We start from the raw sequence: 1,810 nt of genomic DNA, 5'->3' as shown, positions 1-1,810 counted from the left end.
TCCATTGTCGTATTCGCGCAGGACGTCTGGTGCATTACCGCTCGGGTTTGCCCCATGGCATTTCGGCAAGCCCCGCCAGAAAGTTCTGCCCCGGGCACGATATAAACTATTCTGCATCGCGGCGACGGAACAATGAACAGATTGTGACCGATATTCTGGAAAATGAAAGTGCCCTGAGCTCCTTTGAACGACGTACTCAAATCGGGATGGAACCGAATCGGAATATTTCGACACGCAGGATGAAATGCGACACCGAATATGCATTTTCCCGAGTTATGGAGGAGGAACTGGCGGATAAATCCAGGCAAAGTCGTGGTGGGGTCATGTGTATGCGCTTGAATTCTGCAACACTCGGCCGTTTGGATGCACAAATTTACAGAGATCAAAGCCAAATCAGGTCGGGATTCCTTGGTTTGGATGCCTTTGCCCGTAATGAGAAAACCATTACGCATTCAGCCGACGACTATCAAAGTGTGGTTCGGCATTGTCAGTCACAAGAGACCCGTTTTTCCAATCCTGTGTCTTTGTCTGATGAGTTGAACATGCTTGAGATGAGTTCTCCCGAAAGCCACGGGCGATTGTTGCGTATGCTAAGGAAACGTTTTAGCCACTGGCCCGACGGGCGCCCGCTGGAACAGCTTTTTCCACAATCCTGGTCAGTTCTTTACCATGAGTTAACCTGTAAAGACAGCCCGTTTCACAAAGGCATCCAGAGTCTCGTCAAGATTTGTGGTGAAGAGCGCATACAGTTGTTGTTTGAGCAAAACCCACAACTGCTGGAGGGCAAGCTGGATTCCCTGGATGGTTTTAAGCTGAAAGGATGGCCACATAAGTTAACCGGGATTGATTTCAGCGGCTGTTCAATGAAGGGGACAGTGTTGCAATCCGTTTCATTTGAGGAGTGTAAACTCAATACAGAACTGTTTAACAGTGCCATTGTTGAAGATGGCCTTTTCATCAAATGTTCTTTTGAAGGTGAGCGGCTTTCAACATCGGTATTAGACAATGCTCGTTTTTTCATTCCGGGTAGTAAGAATGGTCTGGTACTTGAAAGTACATGCCAGCTTTCCCGAATTCTATATGAATCGTGTGTTAATGAGAACAATGAGTTCAATCTGGAACAATGGCTGCAGGTGATGGGGAAAAATTCTTGTCTACGCTTCGGCTCAGCACCGCTGGATGATTTAAGTCGGGAAATTCTTTCCCGACATATTGATGAAATCAAGAGTTTTTATCCACAGCAACTTATTGGAATTATTAATGGACTGTTTGAGATTGACTTTCAGAATATTACTAATGCAATAAATTTTGTTGAGAATAATCGGGAATTCTATGATTGCAAAATCAAAGATCTCAAAGATGTTTATTTTGATTTCAGAGCCATCTTTCTGAAAAAAGGAAATTATGAGGGGCTGCAAGGTGAGCCATTTGAAGAATTATTTAACCTCCGTAGCGTCGCAGATAATGATTATTCCCGTGAAGCGGTTTTGGCGTTGATGCTAAATGTTATTAATCTTGTTCTGTCCCCTGAATCTAATGATCAATACATAGACTTTGGAGTCAATGCCAACAGCACGGATGAGCATGAAGATTGCTGGAAGGAGATTCCTGAGGCCAGTAGAGACAGTGCACAAAACAACTCAATCTCATCTCTGAAAACAGAGGGCCTGCCCCTGGTTGCAATGCGACGTTACAAAGCTTTTCTTTGTTTGGTTTGCCTTAAAGAGTACCGGGGTTATATTCATCAATTCTGGGAAGAATGCTCAGAAAAGAGTCAATTAACAATAGCCAAACACTGTTTGCGTCATCA

The 1,810-nt window shown here is 44.2% G+C and carries 1 protein-coding gene; it reads left to right on the top strand.

Features of this window, described 5'->3' with window-relative positions; translation table 11 throughout:
• Positions 1 to 143: 143 nt before the first annotated feature.
• A partial coding sequence (locus KDK18_RS13715) for a hypothetical protein (RefSeq protein ID WP_257255495.1) occupies positions 144 to 1,810 on the top strand: 1,667 nt, incomplete at its 3' end.

It is taken from the genome of Endozoicomonas sp. SESOKO3, from assembly GCF_024606255.1.
Note: the sequence above shows the minus strand (reverse complement) of the source record. Positions and strands in the feature narration are given on the sequence as shown.